At 62.8% G+C, this 24,379-nt stretch carries 25 protein-coding genes, 1 tRNA gene and 1 pseudogene; 12 read left to right on the top strand and 15 right to left on the bottom strand.

Annotated elements, in window-relative coordinates:
* The first annotated feature begins 35 nt into the window (after window positions 1-35).
* Window positions 36-908: a methyltransferase domain-containing protein gene (locus NKI16_RS05260; RefSeq protein ID WP_352577157.1), complete on the top strand. Its 873-nt coding sequence runs from the start codon at window positions 36-38 to the stop codon at window positions 906-908.
* A gap of 50 nt (window positions 909-958) precedes the next feature.
* Here NKI16_RS05260 and NKI16_RS05255 read toward each other — a convergent pair whose 3' ends face one another.
* The 5 genes from NKI16_RS05255 to argJ form a co-directional block, all read right to left on the bottom strand.
* Complete coding sequence (locus tag NKI16_RS05255) at window positions 959-1,138, bottom strand: Flp family type IVb pilin (protein ID WP_352453066.1); 180 nt, start codon at window positions 1,136-1,138, stop codon at window positions 959-961.
* Window positions 1,139-1,263: 125 nt separating this feature from the next.
* Window positions 1,264-1,569 (bottom strand): hypothetical protein, encoded by a 306-nt coding sequence (locus NKI16_RS05250; RefSeq protein WP_352922314.1) that lies wholly within the window; start codon window positions 1,567-1,569, stop codon window positions 1,264-1,266.
* Between the two features lie 127 nt (window positions 1,570-1,696).
* Entirely contained in the window at window positions 1,697-2,119 is a 423-nt protein-coding gene (locus tag NKI16_RS05245; RefSeq protein WP_352621687.1) for a (deoxy)nucleoside triphosphate pyrophosphohydrolase, read from the bottom strand.
* Window positions 2,116-2,895, bottom strand: coding sequence for a GNAT family N-acetyltransferase (locus NKI16_RS05240; RefSeq protein WP_352593931.1), 780 nt, complete (start codon window positions 2,893-2,895; stop codon window positions 2,116-2,118). The genes NKI16_RS05245 and NKI16_RS05240 overlap by 4 nt, the downstream gene beginning before the upstream one ends.
* Window positions 2,895-4,136 (bottom strand): bifunctional glutamate N-acetyltransferase/amino-acid acetyltransferase ArgJ, encoded by a 1,242-nt coding sequence (gene argJ / locus NKI16_RS05235; protein ID WP_352621686.1) that lies wholly within the window; start codon window positions 4,134-4,136, stop codon window positions 2,895-2,897. The genes NKI16_RS05240 and argJ overlap by 1 nt, the downstream gene beginning before the upstream one ends.
* 179 nt (window positions 4,137-4,315) lie before the next feature.
* Between argJ and NKI16_RS05230 the strand changes: the two genes are divergently transcribed.
* Window positions 4,316-5,542 carry a caspase family protein gene (locus tag NKI16_RS05230; RefSeq protein WP_352621684.1) on the top strand — a complete coding sequence of 409 codons (1,227 nt, stop codon included), beginning with the start codon at window positions 4,316-4,318 and terminating at the stop codon, window positions 5,540-5,542.
* A gap of 3 nt (window positions 5,543-5,545) precedes the next feature.
* Here NKI16_RS05230 and NKI16_RS05225 read toward each other — a convergent pair whose 3' ends face one another.
* Window positions 5,546-5,782 carry a putative antibiotic biosynthesis monooxygenase gene (locus tag NKI16_RS05225; protein WP_352621682.1) on the bottom strand — a complete coding sequence of 79 codons (237 nt, stop codon included), beginning with the start codon at window positions 5,780-5,782 and terminating at the stop codon, window positions 5,546-5,548.
* A 109-nt stretch (window positions 5,783-5,891) separates the two neighbouring features.
* Here NKI16_RS05225 and NKI16_RS05220 point away from each other — a divergent pair, with 109 nt between their 5' ends.
* Complete coding sequence (locus tag NKI16_RS05220) at window positions 5,892-6,548, top strand: TetR/AcrR family transcriptional regulator (protein WP_352621709.1); 657 nt, start codon at window positions 5,892-5,894, stop codon at window positions 6,546-6,548.
* 43 nt (window positions 6,549-6,591) lie between these two features.
* On the opposite strand, the gene NKI16_RS05215 is transcribed toward NKI16_RS05220, so the two are convergent.
* Complete coding sequence (locus NKI16_RS05215) at window positions 6,592-7,509, bottom strand: peptidylprolyl isomerase (protein WP_352456658.1); 918 nt, start codon at window positions 7,507-7,509, stop codon at window positions 6,592-6,594.
* Window positions 7,510-7,761: 252 nt separating this feature from the next.
* Between NKI16_RS05215 and secA the strand changes: the two genes are divergently transcribed.
* Window positions 7,762-10,494: a preprotein translocase subunit SecA gene (gene secA, locus NKI16_RS05210; protein ID WP_352456659.1), complete on the top strand. Its 2,733-nt coding sequence runs from the start codon at window positions 7,762-7,764 to the stop codon at window positions 10,492-10,494.
* A gap of 287 nt (window positions 10,495-10,781) precedes the next feature.
* On the opposite strand, the gene NKI16_RS05205 is transcribed toward secA, so the two are convergent.
* On the bottom strand, window positions 10,782-11,471 hold the full coding sequence (locus tag NKI16_RS05205) for an NAD(P)-dependent oxidoreductase (RefSeq protein ID WP_352782648.1): 690 nt from the start codon (window positions 11,469-11,471) through the stop codon (window positions 10,782-10,784).
* A 2-nt stretch (window positions 11,472-11,473) separates the two neighbouring features.
* Window positions 11,474-11,671: a hypothetical protein gene (locus NKI16_RS05200; protein ID WP_352922309.1), complete on the bottom strand. Its 198-nt coding sequence runs from the start codon at window positions 11,669-11,671 to the stop codon at window positions 11,474-11,476.
* 257 nt (window positions 11,672-11,928) lie between these two features.
* Here NKI16_RS05200 and NKI16_RS05195 point away from each other — a divergent pair, with 257 nt between their 5' ends.
* Together NKI16_RS05195 and NKI16_RS05190 are read left to right on the top strand one after the other, a co-directional pair.
* A complete protein-coding gene (locus NKI16_RS05195; protein WP_352621678.1) occupies window positions 11,929-13,329 on the top strand; it encodes a lipopolysaccharide biosynthesis protein in 1,401 nt (466 codons plus the stop codon).
* Window positions 13,329-14,609: a GNAT family N-acetyltransferase gene (locus tag NKI16_RS05190; protein ID WP_352621676.1), complete on the top strand. Its 1,281-nt coding sequence runs from the start codon at window positions 13,329-13,331 to the stop codon at window positions 14,607-14,609. Before NKI16_RS05195 ends, NKI16_RS05190 begins: the two co-directional genes overlap by 1 nt.
* 10 nt (window positions 14,610-14,619) lie before the next feature.
* Here NKI16_RS05190 and NKI16_RS05185 read toward each other — a convergent pair whose 3' ends face one another.
* Window positions 14,620-14,943, bottom strand: a complete 324-nt coding sequence (locus NKI16_RS05185) for a hypothetical protein (RefSeq protein ID WP_352525213.1) — start codon at window positions 14,941-14,943, stop codon at window positions 14,620-14,622.
* A 422-nt stretch (window positions 14,944-15,365) separates the two neighbouring features.
* On the opposite strand from NKI16_RS05185, the gene NKI16_RS05180 reads away from it, so the two are divergent.
* The 3 genes from NKI16_RS05180 (at window position 15,366) to NKI16_RS05170 (ending at window position 17,045) form a co-directional block, all read left to right on the top strand.
* On the top strand, window positions 15,366-15,971 hold the full coding sequence (locus tag NKI16_RS05180; RefSeq protein ID WP_502897562.1) for a hypothetical protein: 606 nt from the start codon (window positions 15,366-15,368) through the stop codon (window positions 15,969-15,971).
* 208 nt (window positions 15,972-16,179) lie between these two features.
* Window positions 16,180-16,656, top strand: coding sequence for a hypothetical protein (locus NKI16_RS05175; RefSeq protein ID WP_352621674.1), 477 nt, complete (start codon window positions 16,180-16,182; stop codon window positions 16,654-16,656).
* A gap of 182 nt (window positions 16,657-16,838) precedes the next feature.
* Complete coding sequence (locus NKI16_RS05170) at window positions 16,839-17,045, top strand: sugar phosphorylase (RefSeq protein ID WP_352621672.1); 207 nt, start codon at window positions 16,839-16,841, stop codon at window positions 17,043-17,045.
* A 93-nt stretch (window positions 17,046-17,138) separates the two neighbouring features.
* Here the strand turns inward: NKI16_RS05170 and NKI16_RS05165 are convergent, their stop codons facing one another.
* Both NKI16_RS05165 and NKI16_RS05160 read right to left on the bottom strand, forming a co-directional pair.
* Window positions 17,139-17,864, bottom strand: coding sequence for an SDR family NAD(P)-dependent oxidoreductase (locus NKI16_RS05165; RefSeq protein WP_023677963.1), 726 nt, complete (start codon window positions 17,862-17,864; stop codon window positions 17,139-17,141).
* A 161-nt stretch (window positions 17,865-18,025) separates the two neighbouring features.
* Window positions 18,026-18,844 (bottom strand): antibiotic biosynthesis monooxygenase, encoded by an 819-nt coding sequence (locus NKI16_RS05160; RefSeq protein WP_352621670.1) that lies wholly within the window; start codon window positions 18,842-18,844, stop codon window positions 18,026-18,028.
* A gap of 150 nt (window positions 18,845-18,994) precedes the next feature.
* Here NKI16_RS05160 and NKI16_RS05155 point away from each other — a divergent pair, with 150 nt between their 5' ends.
* Window positions 18,995-19,426, top strand: a complete 432-nt coding sequence (locus tag NKI16_RS05155; protein WP_352452436.1) for a winged helix-turn-helix transcriptional regulator — start codon at window positions 18,995-18,997, stop codon at window positions 19,424-19,426.
* A 378-nt stretch (window positions 19,427-19,804) separates the two neighbouring features.
* On the opposite strand, the gene NKI16_RS05150 is transcribed toward NKI16_RS05155, so the two are convergent.
* The 3 genes and pseudogenes from NKI16_RS05150 to NKI16_RS05140 form a co-directional block, all read right to left on the bottom strand.
* Window positions 19,805-19,889: transfer RNA gene (locus NKI16_RS05150), tRNA-Leu, on the bottom strand.
* A gap of 158 nt (window positions 19,890-20,047) precedes the next feature.
* Complete coding sequence (locus NKI16_RS05145; RefSeq protein ID WP_352570539.1) at window positions 20,048-20,821, bottom strand: CPBP family glutamic-type intramembrane protease; 774 nt, start codon at window positions 20,819-20,821, stop codon at window positions 20,048-20,050.
* A gap of 126 nt (window positions 20,822-20,947) precedes the next feature.
* Window positions 20,948-22,807 (bottom strand): annotated as a pseudogene (locus NKI16_RS05140) (ABC transporter ATP-binding protein).
* Window positions 22,808-23,181: 374 nt separating this feature from the next.
* Here NKI16_RS05140 and NKI16_RS05135 point away from each other — a divergent pair.
* Window positions 23,182-23,769: a YqaA family protein gene (locus NKI16_RS05135; protein WP_023677958.1), complete on the top strand. Its 588-nt coding sequence runs from the start codon at window positions 23,182-23,184 to the stop codon at window positions 23,767-23,769.
* A 29-nt stretch (window positions 23,770-23,798) separates the two neighbouring features.
* On the top strand, window positions 23,799-24,317 hold the full coding sequence (locus NKI16_RS05130; RefSeq protein WP_352621668.1) for a disulfide bond formation protein B: 519 nt from the start codon (window positions 23,799-23,801) through the stop codon (window positions 24,315-24,317).
* The last annotated feature ends 62 nt before the right edge of the window (window positions 24,318-24,379 follow it).

The following is a 24,379-nucleotide window of genomic DNA, read 5'->3' as shown; positions in this document are numbered from 1 at the left end:
ACTATATCAGAGAGCGAAGCACAAGGACCTGCCCATTGCAGCCTGTAATTGACACCTCGCTCTGGCTGGCGCGCAAGCGCCGGGCACTGGCCCGCCCCATCGCCGGCGCGGATTTCCTCATGCGGCGGGCGGCCGAGGATCTTGCCGACCGGCTCGGCGCCGTCGAACGCAGGTTCGGCAAGGCGGCCTCGTTGTTTTGCCAGACGCCGGCTGCAGCAGAGGTGCTCGCCGAAAGCGGCAAGGTGACGGAAAACGTGCGCGTCGAGGCCGACGCCGCTTTCCTGGGTGGCCAGCCAGGACTGTTGGCGCCGTTGGAAACCGTGCCATTCGAGCCGGAAAGCCTCGACCTCGCAGTGTCGCTGCTGTCGCTGCAGGCGATGAACGACATTCCCGGCATGCTGGTGCAGGTCCGCCGGGCGCTGAAGCCGGACGGGCTTTTCCTTGGCGCCTTCGCCGGCACAGGCACGCTCTCCGAACTGCGCGAAAGCCTGCTTGCCGCCGAGACCGAGCTCTATGGCGGCGCCAGCCCGCGTGTGATCCCGTTCACCGACGTCCGCGACGCCGGCGCACTGCTGCAGCGCGCCGGCCTGGCACTGCCGGTTGCCGACGTCGAGACGATCACGGTGCGCTACGATTCGCTATTTGGCCTGGTCGCCGACCTGCGCGCTATGGGCGAGACCAGCGCGCTTGTCGACCGCAGCAGGCGGCCGGGCACGCGAGCGCTGTTCGCGCGCGCCGCCGAAATCTATGCGGAGCGGTTTTCGGATGCCGATGGCCGCGTCAGGGCGAGTTTCTCGGTGGTCTGGATGTCAGGCTGGGCGCCCGATGCCTCTCAGCAAAAGCCGCTGAAGCCGGGCTCCGCAAAAATATCGCTGAAGACAATCCTGGAAAACCCCGGCGGCCCCTGAGCGGATCCTTGCGCAAAAGCCAAGCGTATCCCACGCAAAAGCTAAGCCGGTCACTGTGCAAAAGCGTTGGCAAGCTTGCTGCTGTTGTCGCTGAACAACCACTGAATGGCGCCGGCAGCCTGGCCAATACCCGCGACAATGGCAAGCGACAGCACGGCGACGATCAAACCATATTCGATAGCCGTCGCACCCCTCTCGTCTTCTAAAAATCGTTGCAGCAAGATTTTCATGGGCGCCATCCCTCTTGCCCGAACCTAGCGCCGACCCGTTAAGAAAGGTTAATGCGACAGGCTTAACGCGCGGTGAACCAGCTGCATTCTAGGAACCAGCCGAATCCTAGAGATATGTTGAGGAGTCAGCAGTCGCCGCTGCTCCTGCCATCGGCCCGTATAACGCAGGCCGAACTGGGCAGCGGCTGCAGCACGCTCTTGCGTAGCGTATAGCTATCGCGCTGGCCGATCGAGCCGGTGCTCATCGTATCAAGCCCGTCGCGGGCAAACTGCGAGCGGGTCCGGCTGTCGAGGTAGGGCGTCGCGATCAAGGCCAGAGCCACCGCGGCCGAGCCGAACAAGAGGGCGATGCGCAATATTCCCATGCCGGCATTGGCGGCGCCAGGAAGGCGGTCGGGCCAAGGCGAGTCCCAGTCCTTTTCAAGGCTCATGCAAATCGCTCCCCAGCGGTGGAATCGGCGTAACCGCCTAGCGTCAATTTTTCACGGTCAGATAAATCTTTCATTAACGCTGCTGCCAGCGCGTTGCAGCGCTGCCCGATTTACGGCAGGTCGGCCGTTACAGCAGATCGATGAGGAACTGGATCAGCGGGGCATCGGCCGGCGGCATTGGAAAATCGCGCATCTGGCGCGGCCGCACCCATTTCAGCACCTGGCCTTCCCTCGGCTGGGCAATGCCGCGGAATCGACGGCAGACGAATAGCGGCATCAGCAGGTGAAAATCATCGTAGGAATGGCTGGCGAAGGTGAGTGGCGCCAGGCAAGGGATGTCGGTTTCGATGCCGATCTCTTCGTACAATTCGCGGATCAGGCATTGTTCCGGCGTCTCACCGGGCTCGACCTTGCCGCCCGGAAACTCCCACAGGCCGGCGAGTTGCTTGCCTTCGGGCCGCTGCGCCAAAAGCACGCGCCCGTCGGCATCGACCAGCGCGCAGGCCGCGACCAGGAGCAGGCGTTTGCCGATCGTATCCAAGCCGCTCATGCGCCGGGTGGCCGGCGATAGCGATAGCGATAGACTTCGTCGAATCCGAGCGAACGGTAGAGCGCCAACGCCGGCGCGTTGTCCGCCTCGACCTGCAGCCAGGCTTCCCGCGCCCCGCGCAGCCGCGCCCATTTCAGCGCCGACCGGATGAGATGGCGGCCATGGCCCTGGTTGCGCACCGACCTGTCGGTGGCGATCTCGAACAGGCCGGCAAGGTCGCCGTCATGCACGCAGATCAACGTTGCCAGCGGTTCGCTGCCGGCCTCCAGCGCAAACAGCCCGGCCTCCGGCTGGATGGCGCCGATGATCTCCGACAGGCCCGGCCGCAGCGACACATCCGAGCCGCTCACCTTGAGCGCCGCGCCGATGAAACGGCTGATGTCCTTCAACGGAATCTGGTCCATGGCGTCGTCGAGCATGGCGTCCGCCAGCGGCAGCCGCATGACCAGCGACTCCGCGAATATGCTCCAGCCCTCGCCGTCGAGGTACTTCGAAAGATCCGGCCCCGACAGCGGCGAGATGCGAAAGGTCAGCGGCCTGCCATAGGCGTCGAAGCGGCGGCTGGCACGGCCGATGCGCTCGGCAATGTGCTGGATGTCGCCCGGATCGAGCGGATTGACCGAGTTCAGCCGCTTGGCCGGGTGGCCGGCCGTCAGCCGAACCACCCAGGTGCCGTCATAATGGACGGCGGCCGCCGGCCAGGCGCGAAAGCCGGCCGCCTCATAGCGGCGCACGATCGCCAACACGCTTGCCGGATGTCTGGAAGCCAACGCCATCAGCTCCGATAATCGCCGTTTATGGCGACATATTCCTTGGTGAGATCGCAGGTCCACACCGTCGCCTTGCCGCGGCCGATGCCGATATCGGCGCGGATGCGGATCTCGTCGCGCTTCATATACGCCGAAGTCGCCTCCTCGGAATAGGCGGCGTCGCGCTCGCCCTGATAGGCCAGGCGGTTGTCGCCGAACCAGATCGACAGAAGGTCGCGGTCGGCCGGTTCGCCGGCCTTGCCGACGGCCATGACGACGCGGCCCCAATTGGCGTCCTCGCCGGCGACTGCCGTCTTGACCAGCGGCGAATTGGCGATCGACAGCGCGATGCGCTTGGCCGAGCGGGCCGATTTGGCCCCGGTGACGGTGACCTCGACCTGCTTGCGGGCGCCCTCGCCGTCGCGCACCACCTGCAGTGCCAGCGATTTCAGCACCTTGCCGAGGGCACGGCGGAAGGCGCCGAGGCGCGCATCCTTGGGGTCGGAAATTGCCGGCGCGCCGCGCCTGGCGGCAGCACCCGTGGCGAATATCAGCAGCGTGTCGCTGGTCGAGGTGTCACTATCGACGGTAACCGCGTTGAAGGTCTTGGCCGTGCCGCGCGACAGGAGGTCCTGCAGCACGGGTGCTGCGATCGGCGCATCGGTGGCGATGAAGGAAAGCATCGTCGCCATGTCGGGCGCGATCATCCCGGCGCCCTTGGCGATACCGTTGATGGTGACGTCGGCATCGCCGAGCTTGACCGTCGCGGTCGCCAGTTTGGGATAGGTGTCGGTAGTCATGATCGCCTTGGCGGCGTCGGTCCACAATTCCGGCTTGCCGTCCTTGACCAGCGCGGCCAGCAGATGGCTGAACTTGCCGGCGTCGAGCGGTTCACCGATCACGCCGGTCGAGGCCAGGAATACCTCGCCCGCTGTGCAGCCGGCCGCCTTCGCCGCCACCTCGCCCGTGAGAGCCGTCGAGGCGCGGCCCTTCTGGCCGGTAAAGGCATTGGCATTGCCGGAATTGACGACCAGTACGCGCGCCTTGCCCGCCACGAGGTTCTGCCGGCAGAAATCGACCGGCGCCGAAGGGCATTTCGACCTGGTGAACACGCCGGCGACGGTGGTGCCGGCGTCGAACACCATGGCCAGCAAGTCGGTGCGGTTCTTGTATTTTATGCCGGCCTCGGCGGTGGCGATGCGCACGCCCTCGATCACCGGCATCTTGGGATATTTCTTCGGCGCGAGCGGCGAAACCTGTGTGGACATGGAAGACCCCGGGCGGGAAAAATCGCGAAAGGAACGCCGGTTTGCCCGATAGCACGCGCTGGCGCAAGGCGTTTCACAGCCGTTATGGGTGCCGGAAGCCTGACACCGCCTCATACAGCAAGCAGGCTGTTGCAAATTTGTTGGCGTCGCTGCGACCGATAGCGCTATGATCCTTCCCCATGGGCAGGCTTGTGGTCTTGGCACTGGCGTTTCTGGGCTTTCTGCTGCTGCGCGCCGATGCGCAGACGGCGCGGCGTGTGGCGCTTGTGGTCGGCAACGGCAGCTACGCCGAAGCCGGCACGCTGGCCAATCCCGTCAACGATGCGCTCGACATCGCCGACAAGCTGCGCGCCATCGGTTTCGAGGTGATCGAAGGCAACGATCTCGGCAAGCGCGAGCTCGAACGCAAGATCGGCGAATTCTCCGATGCGCTGCAAGGCGCCGGTGCCGGGCTGTTCTACTATGCCGGCCACGGCCTGCAGGTCGACGGGCGCAACTTCATCGTGCCGGTCGACGCCCGGCTGGACATGCCAGTCAAGCTGCAGCTCGAGGCGGTGCCGATCGACGAGGTTCTCGACATCATGGAGCAGCAGACCAAGGTCAGCCTGGTCTTCCTCGATGCCTGCCGCAACAACCCGTTTGCCCGAAGTCTCAGCCGCAGCGCCACGACGCGCTCGGCGACGGCTCTCGCCGGTCTTGCCCAGTTCGAGTCGACACGCGGCTCATTCATCGCCTTCTCGACTGCGCCGGGCGCTGTGGCAATGGACGGGACGGGACGCAACTCGCCCTTTGCGGCGGCACTTTTGCGGCATATGGCCGAGCCCGGACAAAGCATCAACGACATGATGATCGCAGTGCGCCGCGACGTCGTTTCCGCAACGCGCGAGGCGCAGCGTCCCTGGGAGCAGGGGTCGCTGCTCGAGCGTTTCGAATTCGTTCCGGGCGCAGACATTGCCCAGCAACCGAAACCGGCTGTCAGCCCGGCTCCCGCTTCGCAGGTGGCTGCGCTCGAACGCTCCGTCGGCGACAAGAGCGCCATCGAGCAGTTTCTGCGCGAGGACTATCTGGCGCCTGATGCCAGGAGAATGCACGAAACCGTCAAGCGGCTCTACGGTTCGTCGGCCATCATCTACGGCACGCGCTACGACAGCGAGGCGATCGTCAAGGTCAAGACCGACTGGTTCGCGCAATGGGCATCGTGGTCGTTCGGTCTCGAACCCGGCAGCCTTGAGGTGACGCCGCACGGCCAGGACCGTGCCGACGTGGTTTTCGCCATGCGCTACGACTATGTGCCGAAAGACAAATCGGCGCAGCGCCTGACCGGCAAGGCGCGGGTGACGCTGGAACTCGTGCTGGCCGATGGCGCGTGGCGCGTTGCGTCGGAGACGTCGCAAGCGCAGGAATGAACATCAGCGGACCGCTGGGTTGATGAACCCGCGAAACACCCGCTGCACGCCCGGAATCAGCCCCCAGATCATGATCGAGACCATCAGCGGCGCGATGACCAGCGTGCGCTGCCAGATTTGCCATTCCTGCGTCAGCGGAAAAACCACGTACAAAATGGCAGTGATCAGCGGATAGACGCCGAGCAGCACAAGCAGGGCGAAGCGCAGGCGCGAAAAGCGGGTCACGGCGGTCGAGTTCATCAAACTCTCCTTATCGTTACGGAACGTTCCGTTACATATAAAACGGATCGTTTCGTTTCGTCAAGAGTTGTATATGATGGCTGCTGAAATCGCGGGTAAGGAAGAAGAGATGGGCGAAATCACCGATCCCGGGCGCAAGTCGGCTGGCGCACGGCGCAGCCCGGAAAGCGCCGATGCCATTCTCGATGCCGCCGAGGCGGTACTGGTCGAAGCCGGCTATTCCGGCTTCTCGATCGAGGCGGTGGCGCGCCGCGCACGCGCCGGAAAACCGACGATCTATCGCTGGTGGCCAAGCAAGGCCGCCTTGCTGCTCGACGTTTATCAACGGCAAAAGCGCGTCGATAATCCCGACACCGGGAAGTTGGAGGAGGATCTCGTCGGCTTCCTGAAGAGCTTGTTCGCGCACTGGCGCGACACGTCGTCGGGCAGCGTGTTCAGATCGCTGATTGCCGAGGCGCAGTCGGACGAAAAAGCCGCCGCCGCCCTCGCCGAATACGCAAGAGGGCGTCGTGTCCATACCGGCCAGATGGTCGAACGCGCCAAGGCAAGGGGAGAGGTGGCAGCCGATGTCGATGCCACTGTCGTCGCCGACCTGATTGCCTCGTTCGCCTGGACGCATCTTCTGACGAACCGCCTGGACGAGGACGAGGCGATCTTACGCAGGGCGATCGGCTATGTCTTGAAAGGCATAGTCGCTGACGATGCCGGCGACGCCACGGCGGTCCGGCGGCGGCGTCGACGCATCATCGCTCGCCCTGCCAAATAGAAGCGACAGGGCGGCAGCGCGCCCTGTCGTAGCCCAATCTGGCCTATTTGGCGCTTTCCAGCGCGTCGACCGTCTTCTTCAGGTTCGCATCGGGGATGTCGACCTTGGCGTTGGCGCGCAGCGACTTGACCAGCGCGAAATACTTGTCGCGGATGACCGCCTGGCGCGCCTGGTCCTTGACCTGGTCGAACGCCGGCGGCTGCTTGGTGCGCTTGTCCTCGACCTTGATGACATGCCAGCCGAACTGTGACTGCACCGGCTGGTCGGTATATTTGCCGACCGCCAGCGCAAACACCGCCTTGTCGAATTCCGGCACCATCTGGCCAGGTCCGAACCAGCCGAGATCGCCGCCGCTGGTCTTGCCGCTCGGATCGCTGGTGTGCTCGTTGGCAAGCTTCTGGAAGTCGGCGCCGCCGTCGAGCTGCTTGATGATGGCGTCTGCCTCTTCCTTCGTCTTCACGAGGATGTGACGGGCGTGCACCTCATTGGTGGGCGGCGTGTTGGCGATTTCCTGGTCGTAGCGGGCGCGGACCTCGGCATCGGTAACCTTGTCGACGACGCCCTTCTCGACCATTTCGCCATGCAGCGCGCGCTGCTGCAGGAAGGCCATGCGGCGCTGGAAGTCGGGATCCTTGTCGAGGCCGGTGGTCACCGCCTGAGCCGCCATCACGCGGATTTCGATCGCCGCCGAAAGCGCCGCGGCGCGGCGCTGCTCGGGCGGAAGCTGCGCGAACTGCTGTGACAGCTCGCCCTCGGCAAGCCCAAGGTCTGCCTCGGTCAGCGTCTGGCCGTTGATGGTGGCGACCACGGCGTTCGGATCGACCGGCTTGGCCGCCGGAGCGGGTGCTGCCGGCTGGGCAGGGGCGGCCTCCTGTGCCATCAGCGGCGACAGCGAGAGGGCCGATAGCCCGAATGCCAGACCAAGGCTGGCGAGCGACGCGCGGCGGAACAATACTGACATTACGATTATCTCCAAAGCGGGGTAGCTAGAGCGGAATGGCTTCCAGACCAGCAAGATTGTGGCGGAATTTGGCGCGGTCGACAGGGCGAGCGCGGCGTTGACATCGAATGAGCCCCCTCTTATCTGTCCAACGACTTTGCGTCCAGAACCGTTTTCCGGGCGCTTTTTGCGTTTGTCCGGGTTCACGTTGAGTTGATGGGGCCAGCCGGCGCCCGTCGCAATGACTTGGAATGCTATCGAAAGGGCCATTGGATGGTCAGTCTCGGCGGTCTCGCCCGTAAGGTTTTCGGCTCCTCCAACGATCGTCGCGTCAAATCGACCCGGCCGCGCGTCGAGGCGATCAATGCCATGGAAAACGAGATGCGGGCGCTTTCCGACGCCGAGCTTCAGGCCCGCACCGACAAATTCCGCCAGGACATCGCCAACGGCGCCAGCCTCGACGACCTCCTGGTGCCGGCCTTCGCCACCGTGCGCGAGGCCGCCCGCCGCGTGCTGGGCATGCGGCCGTTCGACGTGCAGCTGATCGGCGGCATGGTGCTGCACAATGGCGGCATCGCCGAGATGCGCACCGGCGAAGGCAAGACGCTGGTGGCGACGCTGCCGGTCTATCTCAACGCGCTCGCCGGCAATGGCGTGCATGTCGTCACCGTCAACGACTATCTGGCCACGCGCGACTCCGAATGGATGGGCCGCGTCTACAAATTCCTCGGCCTTAAGGTCGGCGTCATCGTCCACGGCCTGTCCGACGAGGAGCGCCGCGTCGCCTACGCCGCCGACGTCACCTACGCCACCAACAACGAGCTCGGCTTCGACTATCTGCGCGACAACATGAAATACGAGCGCGCCCAGATGGTGCAGCGCGGCCACAGCTACGCCATCGTCGACGAGGTCGATTCCATCCTGGTCGACGAAGCGCGCACGCCGCTGATCATTTCCGGTCCGCTCGAGGACCGTTCGGAAATGTACAACACCATCGACACCTTCATCATCCAGCTGCAGCCGCAGGACTACGAGATCGACGAGAAGCAGAAGACGTCGATCTTCACCGAGGAAGGCACCGAGAAGCTGGAGAACATGCTGCGCGATGCCGGCTTGCTCAAGGGCGAGTCGCTCTACGACGTCGAGAACGTCGCCATCGTCCACCACGTCAACAACGCGCTGAAGGCGCACCGGCTGTTCCAGCGGGACAAGGACTATATCGTGCGCAACGGCGAGATCGTCATCATCGACGAGTTCACCGGCCGCATGATGCCCGGCCGCCGCTATTCGGAGGGCCTGCACCAGGCGCTCGAAGCCAAGGAGCATGTGGCGATCCAGCCGGAGAACCAGACGCTCGCCTCGGTCACCTTCCAGAACTATTTCCGCCTCTACAAGAAGCTCGCCGGCATGACCGGCACGGCGCTGACCGAGGCCGAGGAATTCGCCAACATCTACAATCTCGACGTCACCGAGATCCCGACCAACCTGCCGGTCATCCGTATTGACGAAGACGACGAGGTCTACCGGACGGTCGAGGAGAAATACAAGGCGATCGTCAAGGAGATCAAGGAAGCCCGCGCCAAGGGCCAGCCGACGCTGGTCGGCACGACTTCCATCGAGAAGTCCGAGCAACTGGCCGAACGCCTGCGCAAGGAAGGTTTCAAGGATTTCGAGGTGCTGAACGCCCGCCACCACGAGCGCGAGGCGGCGATCGTCGCCCAGGCCGGCAAGCCCGGCGCCATCACCATCGCCACCAACATGGCCGGCCGCGGCACCGACATCCAGCTCGGCGGCAATGCCGACATGCGCATCGCCGAGGAGCTTGGCGACATGCCGGCCGGCCCCGAGCGCGAGGCCAGGGAAAAGGAAATCCGCGACGACATCGCCCGGCTGAAGGAAAAGGCGCTCGCCGCCGGCGGCCTCTACGTGCTGGCCACCGAACGCCATGAATCGCGCCGCATCGACAACCAGTTGCGCGGCCGCTCGGGCCGCCAGGGCGATCCCGGCAGGTCGAAATTCTTCCTGTCGCTGCAGGACGACCTGATGCGCATCTTCGGTTCCGAGCGCATGGACGGCATGCTGCAGAAGCTCGGCCTCAAGGAAGACGAGGCGATCATCCACCCCTGGATCAACAAGGCGCTGGAAAAGGCGCAGAAGAAGGTCGAGGCGCGCAACTTCGACATCCGCAAGAACCTCTTGAAATACGACGACGTCTCAAACGACCAGCGCAAGGTGGTGTTCGAGCAGCGCATCGAGCTGATGGACGGCGAGGGCCTGTCCGAAACCATCACAGAGATGCGCGAAGGCGTCATCGAGGAGATCGTCGCCAAGAACATTCCCGAAAACGCCTATGCCGAGCAGTGGAACGTCGCCGGCCTCAAGGCCGAGATCGCCGAATTCCTCAATCTCGATCTGCCGGTCGAGAACTGGGTCAAGGAAGAAGGCATCGCCGAGGACGACATCCGCGAGCGCGTCAGCCAGGCCGCCGACGCCGCCGCCAAGGAGCGCGCCGAGCGTTTCGGCCCCGACGTGATGACCTATGTCGAGCGCTCGGTGGTGCTGCAGACGCTCGACCATCTGTGGCGCGAGCACATCGTCAATCTCGACCATCTGCGCTCGGTCGTCGGCTTCCGCGGCTATGCGCAGCGCGATCCGCTGCAGGAATACAAGGGCGAAGCGTTCGAGCTGTTCCAGGCGATGCTGGGCAATCTGCGCCAGGCCGTCACCGCGCAATTGATGCGCGTCGAACTGGTCCGCCAGGCGGCCGATGCGCCGCCGCCCGAAGCCCCCGACATGTTCGGCAGCCATATCGACGGCTTCACCGGCGAGGACGATTTCGAAGGCGGCGAGACGGCCGTTCTGGTCCGCCAAGAGACCAACGCCATCGTCGCCCCCGAAGACCGCGACCCGAAGAACCCGGCGACCTGGGGCAAGGTCGGCCGCAACGAAGCCTGCCCCTGCGGCTCAGGCAAGAAATACAAGCACTGCCACGGGGCGTTTGCGTAAGCGCCTACTTTCCTTCTCCCGTCATACGGGGAGAAGGTGCCCGAAAGGGCGATGAGGGGCAGCAGAGGCGTTGGCGACTAGTCGATCTCCCCATTTGAGGGGGAGATGGCCGGCAGGCCACAGGGGGCGCTGTCCCGCCGACACCAAAATACGCATTTCGAATTTTCTGTATCTCGACCGTCGGTGGTGTTTCAGTTTGAAATCTAATAGCCGGGTGACGCACGCGCTGATGTCCGCGCTTCATGAAGATCGGAACTTGCTAAAGTGGGTAAAGACACTACTTCGATTCAATAACCCCGTTCGAGGTCGATCTTGTTGGACAGAGGCTCTCCTCTTGCGACTTGACCGCAGAGATCTGCGGCCTGGTCGATTCCAGAATCCACCCAGAAGCTCGCGACATGAGGTGTGACGGTCACCTTGGGATGAGTCCACAACGGCGATGAAGCCTCCAGCGGTTCACGCTCAAACACGTCAAGACAAGCACCAGAAAGCTGACCTTCGTCGAGAGCGCGGATCAGGTCGGCTTCGTTGACATGCGCGCCCCTGCCGACATTCACAAGGTAGGCACCTCGCTTCATTTTTCCAAAGGCACTCGAGTTCAGTATCCCACGAGTGTCACCAGTCAGGGGAAGTGAACAGATAACGTAGTCCCGACTTGTGAATGCGTCCGCAAGCTGGGCACGGCCAAAGTAACTGTGTATACCAGGAAGCGTCTTTTGATGACGAGACCAGACTGCTGTGTCGTAGCCCAAGTCCGCAAACAGCTTTGCGGCCCAGCCACCGATCCGGCCCGCACCCAGCACAACTATTCTTGTCTCGGAGATCTTCCGCGGCGCGATCGGATTCCACAACTTGCGGGCTTGTAGACTAATGTAATCCGCAACATGCCGTTGCTCGGCACCGATCTTGATGAGCTTGTTTGTGAGCTGGTAAGTGGTGGCAGAACATCCTTCCTGGCCTTTAGGTCCGGTTGGCATTCCTAGTTCTCCGCATGGCTAAAGACGACAGCGCCGTTGTCCTTACGAACTTCAACGGACACGATTCCATCGTCACCCTTTCGGGTTTGGAACATGGAGGTTGCATGATCTTTCGCGGTCTTCTCCTCGTCGAAGATCACCTTGTCGACGATGCCCTGCCTTCCATACCAGATGACAGTGTAGACCATTGTTGCTGCCATGCGTTCCGCTAAGCATATAGGCGTTTTGGCATATGGGGCAAACGAGATAGGCGTTTCCGCGTATTTCAAACTGAGACACTACCGAGCAGGGTGAAGGGTTGCGCGAATGATGAATATGAAGCAGCGCACCCGCCCCTCATCCGCCTGCCGGCGCCTTCTCCCCGAGACGGGGCGAAGGAAAGCCCACCCAACCGTTTCTTAATGTGTCTCCGCTACACCAACACCCTGTAAATTGGCGGAAAACGGAGAGTATCGGGGTGCGCTTTTCCGCGGCGACGACAGCCGGGCGGTTCTTGCCGCAGCGCCTTGCGCTGCGCATAAGGCCGCTGCTTGGCCTGATCGATGCCGTGCTGTTCAGCGCCGGCGCGCGCGGCGAGGCCGGCCGCATGTCGCTGATCGCCTTTTCGGTCCGCATCGTCAGCGCCGTCATCGCCTTCGTCAGCCAGGTTTTGATGGCGCGCTGGATGGGGTCGTTCGAATACGGCATTTTCGTGCTCGTGTGGGTGACGATGGTCATCGTCGGCAATCTCGCCTGCCTCGGCTTCCACACCTCGATCATCCGCTTCATTCCCGAATATCGCGAGCGCGGCATGATGGCCGAACTGCGCGGCATCGTGCGGGCCAGCCGGCTGTTCGTGCTGGTTGCCTCGACGCTGATCGCCGGCCTCGGCGCGCTCGGCGTCTGGCTGCTGTCGGCCTATATCGAAAACTACTATGTCGTGCCGTTCATCCTCGGCATCATCTGCCTGCCGATGATCGCCATGTCCGACCTTCTGCAAGGGCTGGCGCGGGCCAATTCCTGGGCGCTGTTTGCGCTGTCGCCGACATTCCTGGTGCGGCCGCTGCTGATCCTGGCGTTCATGGCGCTGATGCTGCTGGCAGGCTACGCGCCGGACGCCAGAACGGCGATCTTCGCCGCGATCGCCGCCACCTACGCCACCACGCTCGGCCAGCTCGTCGGCGTCACCTCGCGCATCGACAAAAGAATTCCGGCCGGGCCGATGAAATTGCATTTCGGCCAATGGTTCATCGTCTCGCTGCCGATCTTCCTGGTCGAGAGCTTCTTCTTCCTGCTCACCAATGCCGACGTGCTGATGGTCGGCGCCTATCTCCATCCCAACGACGTCGCCGTCTATTTCGCCACGGTCAAGACGCTTGCGCTGGTGCATTTCGTCTATTTCGCGGTCAAGGCCGGCGTTGCCCAGCGCTATGCGCAGTTCACCCATGGCGAGCCGCAAAAGCTCGCCGCCTTTGCTCGCGAAACCGTGTCGTGGACCTTCTGGCCGTCGCTGGCGATGGCGCTGCTGGTGCTGGCCCTGGGCGAGCCGATGCTGACCCTGTTCGGCCCGGAATTTTCCGCCGGCTATCCGCTGCTGTTCCTGCTGGTGCTCGGCGTCGTCGCGCGGGCCGCCGTCGGCCCTTGCGAAAGCCTGCTCACCATGAGCGGCAACCAGAATATCTGTGCCGCCGTCTACGCCATGACTCTGGCCTTCAACATCGCGCTTAGCGTCGTGCTGATCCCGCTCTTCGGTCTGTGGGGCGCGGCGATGGCCACCGTCTTCGCCATGATCTTCGAGGCCGGCGCGCTGTCCTTCACGGTCTGGCGCAAGCTCGGCATCGTCATGGTCATTTTCGTGCCCGCCAAAGGAGCCGCCTGATGGCTGCCGTCCCCTTGCTCGAGGAAACCAGCGGCGGCCCGGCCGGCGCCATGGTGTCCGGCCTTGCCGGGCTTGCCCGCGAAGCCGACCCCGCCCATGTCGAGATCCTCGCCAACAACCGGCCCGAGCGCAAGCTTGCCATCTATCCGGCCTCCGCCGGCTTCGACCTGGTCGAGGAGCTCGACTATCTCTGTACCCGCACGATCGAGCCCAACGTCTTCTTCAATCCGCGCTTCCTGGCGCCGGCCATGCCCAGGCTGGAGGACCGCGAGGTGCGGCTGGCCGTCATCCGCGACGGCGACCAGTATCGCAACCGGCTGCGCCTGCTGGTGCCGTTCTCGGTCGAGCGGCCGGCGGTGCCGCTCGGCGTTCCCGTCATGCGCACCTGGTCGAGCCCGTTCGGCCCGATCGGCACGCCATTGGTCGACCGCGACGATCCGATCGGCGTCATCGAGGATTTCTTCTCGATGCTGTCGAGGCCGCATCTCAAGCTGCCGAAGGTCTTCGTGCTGCCCGACATAAGGCTGGACGGCCCGGTGGCCAGCCTGCTCGCCAGCGTCGCCGAAACGCGCGGCCTGACGCTGGTCACCACCGGCAAGGCCGAGCGCCCGGTGCTCGAAAGCGAGCTCGATGGCGAGGAATATCTGAAAGCTTCGCTGCGCGCGCACCATTATCGCGAGTTCCGCCGCCTGAAGCGCCGCCTCGCCGACCTCGGCCGGCTGGAGCATGTCGTGGCGCGCGGGCCTGACGAGATCCGCCACGCCATCGAAAATTTCCTGACGCTGGAGGCTGCCGGCTGGAAGGGCCGCGAGCGCACCGCCATGGCCATCGACCGCTACCGCGCCGCCTTCGCCCGCGAAGCGGTGCACCGGCTGGCCGAGCAGGATCTCTGCCGCATCCATTCGCTGACGCTCGACGGCCGCACCATCGCCTGCCTGATCGTCTTCGTCGAGGCCGGCGTCGCCTACACCTGGAAGACCGCCTATGACGAGACGCTCGCTGCCTATTCGCCGGGCACGCTGCTGATGATCGAGGTGACCAGGCAGCATCTCGACGACCCCAACATCATGATGACCGATTCCTGCGCGGTGCCCGACCATCCGGTGATGAGCCGGCTGTGGAGCGAACGCAAGCCGATGGGCACGCTGGTGATCGGGTTGACGCCGGACGCCGACCGCCCCGCCCGCCAGGCGGCGTCGCAGCTTCACCTCTATCGCGAGACCCGCAACATGGCGCGCCTGCTGCGCAACCGGATGAAGAGCCTGTTGCGCCGCCGGTAGGAGTATTCGCCTAAATCGCGTCTGCCGGCGCGAAGAAGCAGTTTTCGTGTTCTTCGGTCGGATGAAGGCAGATGTGAAAATTGTCGTCGCCGGACGGAATTACGCTATCGTAGGGGACAAAATATCGGTCCTGATGAGTGACCTTCTGGTGGTCGCCTGGCCGCAAAACGATCACGTAGCCATCTGGCCGCGGTGTGACGGTTATGCTGGGAATCTTGCCGCACTCTCCTGTCAGCGGATCGCCGTGACAGCAGGCCGGTGGATAGGTCCAACCGCCATCGGAACTATGCGCAAATGCCGAAACACTCCCAAGTGCTGCAGCCGTGGCGATCACGCCTGCCAAGCTGGCCTCCATCCATCGATTTCCGACCGCGTGCACCCGAACGGCTCCAAACGCCAATGACACTTGCGGCAATCATATATCATTAGCGCACACTAATATAGTGAAGCGGGCGTTTCCCGATACCCTTTCGAGGCGTAGGCAATGCTGCTTCCCGGCTGCGGCCAAATCAATGTCCAGCAAAATAACGCCGAGGCCCAACCTGTTCTGGTTTCTGTCCGTCTGGGGTCTTCCCGCGCCATGGGCTGGGCTCTCTCGGGCCTAGGTCGTCAGGGTTAATTCTCCCGATCAGCGGAAAGGATTAGCATCGACGCAGTCCCAACCGGGATGAGGCGATCAATTACGGCCGCGCGTCCAGCATCACTGCCGCCTCGGTCCTGCACGGCCAGAAGAAAAAAATCTGGGAGGAATGCATGATGAAAACAACTCACCTCAGGCGTGTCGGTATCCTCACCTTGGCAGGTCTCATTGGCGCGTGTCTGAACGCCGCCACTCCTCGGGCGGCCGAACCCGACAAAGCCGAGATCGATGCCCTGCGTAAATCGCTGTCCAGGTATGAAGACTACAAGGTTGCCATTCGCGAGCTTTATCTATCGACGGTAGGATGCGTCTTCTACAGCGGCGAAAAGGTAGAGGGGGCGATGGACTACCCGAAGGGCGCGATGGGCATCCATTTCGTCAACGTCACGACTGTCGGCCCGACCGCGGATCCGACGCGCCCCAATGTGCTGATCTATGAGCCGGTCGGCGGCGAATTGCGCCTGGTCGGCGCGGAATGGCTCGTGCCCTTGACGCCGGACACAAAGGAGCCGCCGAAGCTCTTCGGCCAGACATTCCAGGGGCCGATGGAGGGGCATTATCCGCTCATCCCGAAGGAGTTCCACCACTACGACCTTCACGCCTGGCTGTTCAAGGACAACCCGCTCGGAATGTTCAGCCCGACGAACCCGGACGTGAAATGCGACAACTATCCGTTTCCGATGCCTGAGCAGCCGACCAAGATGGTGCCGGGGCCGATGTAATAGCGGCTCAGGGTACGATCCGTAGCTTGCGAGGAAAGGCAGCCGGACTTCAAAGGCGTTATCCCGGAGGACGCTCCTGGGATAACGTCCAACCAAAAGTCCGTGCCCGGAACTTCGGACTCGTTTTGCCGTTTTGGCAATCACACGACACTGCCGCGAATTCACAAAGGCGTTCCAAGGAGCCGACCGCGAAACGACGGAGGACCAAGTGAAAAGTCTGATCCAGACAGGATTGTCCGCAGCCGTTTCGGGTACGATCGTCAGCTTCGCCACGACAGCTGCGCTGGCCCTGCTTGCCAGGCGGGAAGGCAAAGGCGCCCTGCAGCCCACGAATGCGACCAGCCACTGGCTCTACGGCGAACAGGCCGCGTCGGTGCGGCGCGGTGACGTGGCGCACACGCTCGTCGGCTATGGCACGCATCACGCTTCCTCCATCTTCTGGGCATTCCTCTTCGAACTATGGCTCGCCTCGAGGCCGCCGCGTCCGTCGCTTCTGATATTTCGCGATGCGTTGGCGGCAGCGGCCATTGCCGCGGCAACAGATTATGGCTTCGTGCCGAAGCGGTTGACGCCAGGTTGGGAGACGGTGCTGCCGAAGCGATCTATCGCGGCGACTTTTGCGGTGATGGCGGTCGGTCTAGCGATGGGCGGCATGATCAACAAGGAATTGCGCCGGCAGCATTAGGGACAGGGATTTGAGACAGATGCTTCGCACGGCGCGTTCACATCATCGCGACGGGCGGATCGCCGCGCTCGTCCCATTCTGCGGCATCTCCACCTCATCGGGAACCTTTCTCAAGGGACAGGGTTCCGAATGTGCGGCGAAAGCGTGCTGCTCATTCCTGCTATCGCCAAGGAGATTCGACCATGAAGCTTCGCGAGTTGTTGGATCAAGTAAAGGACCTGCCGCCGGACACCTTGATCTGTGCCGCCGAAATCGATGAAGCCTTTGCAGTCAACGTTGTTGGCATCGAAGCTGTCGGGAGCGCCAGAATCCAAAGCCGCAAACCAGATGGCACCGAAGCTGTCGAACTCGCCAACGGGACCGAGAAAGTCATCGTGATCCGCTGGTGAAAACCGGGGAAGTTGCGTTCAACAGCATGATGTTCGCCCCACTGTGGGGTGCTGAATTGCGAATGCTGGCAGCGTATCGATGGCGGCGGTCGCCTATGGCTTGGCGGGCATGGCTTGGACGAAGGCCGCCATCTGGCGTTCGAGCGCTTTGAACGCGCTGCCGCGCCAGCTCTCGGCCATGGATGCCGATTTCGGATCAGGGAAGATTTCCTCTTCCCCTCGCGCCATGCCGTCCAGGATGCCTTTCGCGACGCTCTCCGCGGAGCTCTTCGGTATATCGGCGTCTCTGCTCATGTCGGTGTCTATGGGACCGGACAGGACTGCATGAACACTCACGCCACGAGCGCCGGCGAGAGCACGCAGCGATTGCGTCATGGAAAACGCGGCGGCCTTCGACAGTGAGTAAGACGGAATAATCGGGAAGGGAACGAGAGCCGCTTCCGACAGGATGTTGACCACGGCGCCGCGCGAATGCGTGAGCAGCGGCAGGAATGCGTGGGTTACGCCATGCACGCCGAGCAGGTTGACAGCGAGGTGTCGCTCGAGCGCAGCACGATCGCCAAGATCGTCGTAGAGCCCGATGCCGGCGTTGTTGATGAGGATATCGAGAGACCCGATCCGCTCGACAGCCGCCCCAATCTGCACCGCATCGGTCACGTCCAGGATCAGCGGCGTGACGCGCCGATCCGCGTGGGCGAGCGGTTTGCGCGCGCCGGCATAGACGCGCTTGGCACCCCGCCTCAATATTTCCTCGACCAGCGCCTTGCCGAGGCCGCGATTGGCCCCGGTCACGAGAACGGCTTTGTTTGTGACTTCCATCGATTTCGGCACGGCGATCTCTCTTCCTCTTGCATGAATGCAAGCCATTCGTTCTTGCATCATGCAAGTAGGCTATGGTTTTCTGTTCCCACGCTTGGACGCCGTCTCCCCCGTTGCATTGCTCCAGGGCAGCCGGCGCCGTGACCGGGCGAACCTTGCAACTAGGACCCGACTTCCAACGTCGTGTAGGAGATCGGCGAAGGCCGCTCCAGGAAGGCGCCGGTTATGGCCGAAACGAAATTCTTCGCGTCCGCCGAGCGTAGAAAAGCGTCGCGCTCCTGCTTCGATGCCCAGCGCTCGACGCAGATGGTAACGTTGGGCTCTGCCTCCGAGCGAAAGACGCTATAGTCGATGCACCCGCTTTGCTTGCGGGCCGCCCCCGCCACGTCCCGCAGGGCATTCCGCACCTTGCTTTCGATGCCGGGCTTCGCCGCTGCCGTCGTCATGACGATCATCTCGGCGCCATCGCCTGCCGCCTTGCGCTCGACGGCGCCGAGGTCCTCGTTTTGCGGCACAACCGTTGGGTTGGCGTTCTCTTCGCCCTTGTTGGGTTGCCCCTTGCCCGTCGAAATCAGGTCGCGGAGACTCGCGACATAGAAGCGCCACGAGTCATGGCAGACATCGTAGCATTCTTCACTCGGCTTCAGCCCGACATGGGTGAAACGCAGTTCGGTCCCCTTATCAGTCGGCGCGATCTCGAAGACCACGTCCGTGCCGGTCCACTCGGTCGCATCCTTGACGAAGTTGAAGTAGTTCTGAGCGACGTGCCAGACGACCTTCTTGCCGGGCACAAGCTCCGTGACCTTGAATGTGCCGCGGTGGATATCCTTGAAATGATAGTAGAATATCGCACCGAGCTTATTGGTATCGCCATCGATGTCTTCGGACCACCAGGCGCGCGGATTGACAACCGCGGCAAAAACCTCTTCGGGGCTTTGCTTAACGACGAATGACGTCGTGTAATCTTGTTCCTTTTTCATGACATATCTCCTGTCTGGATCTGATTGGTTGACGGACACCCGAAATCTCGGGCGATGAAGTGGAGCGACGCTCTCTCGACCTCTGTCGCTTGCATCATGCAAGCACAATGCATACTTGCATGATGCAAGTCAATAGGGTATGTTCACACCATGCTTGGTCGTCTCTATGAAAAACAAAACTGCTCGGCCTCACGCGCCCTGGAGCTGGTCGGCGAGCGCTGGAGCCTGTTGATCCTGCGCGACGCGATATTCGGCGGCTGCACGCGCTTTTCGCAATTCCAGAAGAGCCTGGGGATCGCCACCAACATCCTGGCCAAGCGCCTCGAGGATTTCGTCGAGGCCGGCCTGATGGACCGTCGCCCGGGTGCCGCCGGCGAGCAGGCCGAATACGTCCTGACCCGGAAGGGGCTGGAATTCAAAACGGTCATTATCGCGCTGACCGAGTGGGGCGACAAATGGGTGCGGCCCGGACCCATCGTCTACTGCGACCAATCCGACGGCAAGCCGGTCGAGGTGCAATTGCGTCGCGCCGGCAATGGCAAGCGGGCCGACTTCGCCGACGTCGTGGCGGCCCTGCGCTAGGCACGGCGGCGGCTCCGGCCCGCAGCACGATCCAAGACGAAGCTGTTTCGCATCGTGCCATAATGTTACCGCATATCTCACCTCCCGAGGTTGCATCCGTGGGCCGGGTCTGGTGGGTAGTTCGCGGGAGGAAACATGTCCGTCGGGCAGCGATCGACTTTGCGGCAACGTCTTTTTGCGGGACCGCGGCACGCCTGATCGCGTGCGGTGAGGAACGCCAGATTGCGCTTGGGGCTGGTCCGCGCACCGTTCAGCGGAAGCTTGGGCAGCTTGCGGCAACAGGCAAGACGCAACCATTCGGTGGCCGTCGAGGGCGTCGTGGACGATCCCACCCACGCCATTGGATTTAACAGGAAGTGGCGTGGGAATTTTAGGAAATGGTGCCCCTAGCCGGGATCGAACCAGCACTCCTTGCGGAACTCGATTTTGAGTCGAGCGCGTCTACCAATTCCGCCATAGGGGCTCAGGCCGGGCGGCCTGGATGGGCGCGGACTATACGGTTGGAGGCCTGTTCGTCAACTGGCCAATTCCCGAGACCCCATGTAGCTCAAACCCAGGCTTTCGATTTCGTCGATCGGAGGCTTCGGTCTAAAGTGGGCATCTCAGCCCGTTTGAACCCTTCTACCGCAACAGCGGAATGCCGATGAATACCGACGCCCCATCCATGAGCCAATGCGCCGTCGCCAGCGGCAGGATGCGGCGCACGCGCAGGTACACGAGGGTGATGAATGTCGAATGCGCGATGGGTGCCAAGAGCCGGTAGAGCATGAAGTGTGGGTCGAACGTCAGCGGCATCACCGCATGCTGAAACGACCAGGAAAACGCTACGACGGCAACGGCAAATCCCGTGCTTCCCGACAAGACTTGGAAACGCGGCAGAAGATAGCCGTTATAGGTGGTCTGCTCCGTAATGCCCCAGACCAACGGAAAGATCAGCACCCCGTAGAGCGCAGGCAAGAGCGGCAAAGGTCCGTATATTTGCGGTGCGTCAGGGTTGCCATAGACCAACAGGCTGCTGGCGGTGATCCCAGCGTAGATGAAAACGAGGCTCGGGAGGATGAGCGCAACGCCCAACAACAGATCGCGCCCCAAGCGTTTGCGATCGAAACCGACCAAATCGAGCAACGTGATGCCCTCGCGCCGCGCAAGGCACCAAAGGAGTCCAAGGCAGCCCGCGTCGATCAAGCTGCCATATACCGGCAGCCAAGCCCGTGCGTCGCGCCAGGGCGTCGCCGAACCGTGCGCAGCGTACACGGCCGCAACCAGGCCCTGCGCGGCAACAGCGAAAGCCGACCGCGCGAACAACATCAGGGCGGGGCCGGACCATGTCAGCGCGCCGGCAGATCGCCGCTCGAGAATGGCGGCACGGGAGTTCGGGATTATGGCTTCGCTCATGATCGATGAAGTTGGGATCGGCTTCCGAACGTTATGGTGGAAACGAGTTCAGCCAAGTCCGGTTTCCGGAGTGAAAGCAGAATGTATCGAGCCGGCCATGAGCAAAACATCATCACCGAGGGCGGCTCACATCTCCTCGAGGGCGTCGGCAATATAGCCGCCGGTCTGAAGCTTCCACAGTCGGGCATAGAGCCCGTCGCGCTCCAGCAGCGCCGATGGTTTTCCCTCCTCGACGATGCGGCCTTTGTCGAGGACGACGATCCGGTCCATCCTGGCAATCGTCGACAGGCGATGGGCGATGGCGATCACAGTTTTGCCTTCCATCAGAAGAGCGAGCTTGTCCTGGACCGCCGCCTCGGCCTCGCTGTCCAATGCGGACGTCGCCTCATCGAGAACCAGGATTGGCGCGTCCTTGAGCAACACCCGGGCGATCGCGACGCGCTGACGCTGGCCGCCGGAAAGTTTTACCCCGCGGTCGCCGACGAAAGCGTCGTAGCCGGTGCGGCCTTCGCCATCTCTGAGATCGGCGATGAAGCCGTCGGCCTCGGCCAGCATCGCGGCGCGCTCCAACGCCTCCGGCGGGGCATCGGGCCGGCCATAACGGATGTTGTCGCCGACGGAGCGATTCAGCAGTGAGACGTCCTGGGTGACGACGCCGATGCTCTCCCGAAGGCTGGCCTGGGTCACGCTGCGGAGATCCTGCCCATCGATCAGGATCGCGCCGCCCTTCAGCTCGAAGAACCTCAGGAGCAGGCTGACAAGGGTCGACTTGCCGGCCCCGGAGAGGCCGACGAGCCCGACCTTCTCGCCGGCGCGCACGGTGAGCGACAGGTCTTCGATCACCCGTTGACCCTCGCGGTATTCGAACTGGATGTTCTTGAACTCGACTTCGCCGGCCGTGACGTCGAGCGGCTTGGCGTTCGGCGCGTCTTTTATGGTCGGCGGCGTCGTCACGACCAGCATTGCGTCGCGGATCGTGCCCACCGCCTGGAAAATCTGCTGGCCCATCTGCAGGAAGGCACGGGAGTTGGCATTGAGCCGCTGCACGATGGCGATCGAAGCGGCGAACTGACCAACCGTGACGAAGCCGGCGACAAATCCCCAGAGCCCTATGGCAACGTTGGTGAGAAAGAGGGCAACGTTGAGCAGGACGACGCCCATATCGGTCGTCAGATAGATGCGCCTTTCGCGCTGCTGGGTCTCGATGGCGTTTTCCATCACGGTCCGCATCGCGCCCGCCTCGCTGTCTTCCGCCGCAAACAGCTTGACCATCTGAATGTTGCTGTAGAGGTCGGTCATGGCGCCGACCACGAGGCTTCGCCCCGCGCCGAGCGGCGCGACCGCTCGGAATATTGGGGTACCGCCACCACCGCAATGGCGATGTTGGCGGAGATCCAGAGGAAAACCGGAAGCGCCAGCGGCCAGGACAACGCGCCAAGCAGAACGAGCGACCCGACGAGTTGCACCAGAAACAGCGGTATTCTGTAGAAGGCCACGACGATCTGCTGCTGCACGGCGGATGCGACTTGCGAAATGCGCGACGCCACCTGACCTGCGAAGAGGTCGTGGAAGAAGGCAAGATCCTGACGTTCCACCGCCTTGTGGCCCTGCCACTGCATCGCCGCCGGCATGCATACGGCCACCGTCTGCGAGTTCAGCGCATTGCCCACGAAGATGAGCAACGGCAGCACGGGGAAAACCAGCACGCCGAGCACGACCAGCGTCGGCCAGTCCTCCTGCAGGAAAACCGCCGCGCCCTTCGCGCTCACCCCATCGACGACGAACGAGGCCCCCCCAAATCGTCGCAAGGTTGATCCCCTCGACCGCCATCATCAGGACGGTAATGGCCGCAAGGGTGCCGCGGAACATCCGCGCAAAATGCAGGAGCAGTGCAAACGGCCCGCTCGCAGGCAGCGGCGCGGGTGGAATATCCAGCGGACGGATGAGCTTCTCAAAGGGGCGATAAATGAAATCAGACAACGACATGGCGGCGCAAAGGGCGAAGCAGGGAGAGAGGATGCGACAGGAATCGCCGGTATTTAAACACGGATCGTGTTCGACCGGAAAACCCACGATGTAATTGGAAACTGCCTTGACGCACTTCAGGCGGGCAAGTGTTCGACGCCATGGCTTGCTCGTCAACTGGCCAAATCCCGACATCTGGGCTCGCTCAAGCCTCAGCCTTTCGATTTCGTGAAGCAGCTGCCATTGTGCAGCGCGGAAAATCTTTCTAGACAGGCGGCGCATGTCATTGAAGCGCACCTTGTCCGACGAGGTTGATGCGGGGCGCTTCCAAGTCTTGTTTGTACATGTCGTGATCCCAAGACCGCTTCTGGTTTGGGCGTGCATTAGGAGTGCCGATGCTTCGCGGACTTTACGACTGGACCTTGTCGCTGGCGGCGAGCAAATCGGCCGAATGGTGGCTGGCCTTCATCGCCTTCGTCGAGAGCTCGGTGTTCCTGGTGCCGGCCGACGTCCTCTATCTGCCGATGGCGCTGTCGCGGCCGGATCGCGCCTATCGTTACGCGCTGGTCGCCACCGTCGCCTCGGTGCTGGGCGGCATCGCCGGCTGGTTCATCGGCCATTATGCCTATGATGCGGTGGCGCGGCCGATCCTCGAATTTTATGGCAAATATGACGAGTTCGAAGCGATGCGCGTCTCATCGGGTGTCGGCTTCATCATCCTGATGCTGGTCACCTCCGGCCTCGCCCATCTGCCGCCGATCAAGGTTGTGACGATCCTGTCGGGCGTCATCGGTGTTCCTTTGCTGCTGTTCATCGTGCTCGCAATCGTGGCGCGCGGTGCTCGCTTCCTGTTTCTCGCGTGGCTGTTGCGCCGCTATGGCGAGCCGATCCGCCACTTCATCGAAAAGCGCCTTGGCCAGATTGCAGGCGCCGCCGCCGCTGCCCTGATTTTGCTCTATATCGTCGTCAAATACGCCGTCTGAACGGCATCGAACCGAATGGACTGAGTCCGATGACAGCGACCGTGAATGCCGATACCGGACGCCAGCGGCTGCGCACCGCCCTGTTTCTCGCTGTCGCCATGGCCGCCACGGTCGGCTCGGCGCTGGCCTTCCAGTATCTCGGCGGCTACATCCCCTGCAAGCTCTGCCTCGAGCAGCGCACCCCTTACTATGTCGGCGTGCCTTTGATGCTGCTGGCGGTGCTTGCGTCGGCCCTCAAGGCGCCCGCCTGGGTAAGCCGTGGCCTGCTGGCTATTGGCGGCCTGCTGATGCTCTACGGCGTCTATCTCGGCGTTTATCACTCCGGCGTCGAATGGGCGTGGTGGCCAGGCCCGACCGATTGCACCGCAGCCGCCGGGCCGGTGGACACCGGCGGCAAGGGCGTGCTCGATGCGCTCGACAAATTCGTCCCGCCCTCCTGCGACAAGGCGGCGCTCCGCATCCTCGGCCTGTCGCTGGCCGGCTGGAACGCCATCGCCAGCTTTGTCCTGGCAGTCGTAGCCTTCCGCAGCGCCTTTGCCCGCGACTGATTTAGCGCGACACGAGATCATCCAAGAATTCGGCAGGCTGAGTCGGGTGGAGTGATTGTCGA

The sequence above is a fragment of the Mesorhizobium sp. M0698 genome, assembly GCF_040320455.1.
In the GTDB taxonomy this organism is placed as follows: domain Bacteria; phylum Pseudomonadota; class Alphaproteobacteria; order Rhizobiales; family Rhizobiaceae; genus Mesorhizobium.
The sequence above is the reverse complement of the archived record's forward strand: the minus strand, read 5'-3'. Positions and strand labels throughout refer to the sequence as shown.